Source organism: Neisseria sp. P0021.S007 (genome assembly GCF_051956855.1).
Window position 1 is genome coordinate 1 of the sequence record NZ_JBQCXA010001744.1, and the last position, 439, is coordinate 439.

The 439-nt window shown below is 57.6% G+C and carries 1 pseudogene; it reads right to left on the reverse strand.

The window, feature by feature from the left end:
- A pseudogene (locus tag ACTHUR_RS21235) lies at positions 1-439 on the reverse strand (flotillin family protein); the annotation flags it as partial.

The window sequence follows — 439 nt, forward strand, 5'->3', positions numbered from 1 at the left end:
GCTTCGTTCACAGCGCGGGTACCTTCGGCGTCAACCTTGTATTGTTGCTCTTGCGCTTGCGCCAACAGAATTTTGGCATCGGCCTCACCTTTGGCTTGCAGGCGGTGTTTTTCGGCTTCGGCTTCGGCGGCAATACGCACGGCTTCAGCGCGGTCTTGTGCAGCTTGTTTTTCAGCTTCGGCGGCAACAGTGAGCGAAATCGCATCTTTTTGCGCGGCTTCTTCTGCGGCAATCAGTTCGACCGCTTTAGCACGCTCGGCGCGTTCGGTTTCGCGTACGGTAATCACGCTTTCTTCTTCACGAACAGCTGCGGCACGGGCTTTGTCGGCTTCGGCTTTGGCTTCGGATTCGGCGCGTGATTTTTCGGCAACGGCGATGGCGCGGTCTTGCTCGGCCAATTCGATGGCTTTGCGGCGTTCAACCTCTGCCTGTTCAACGG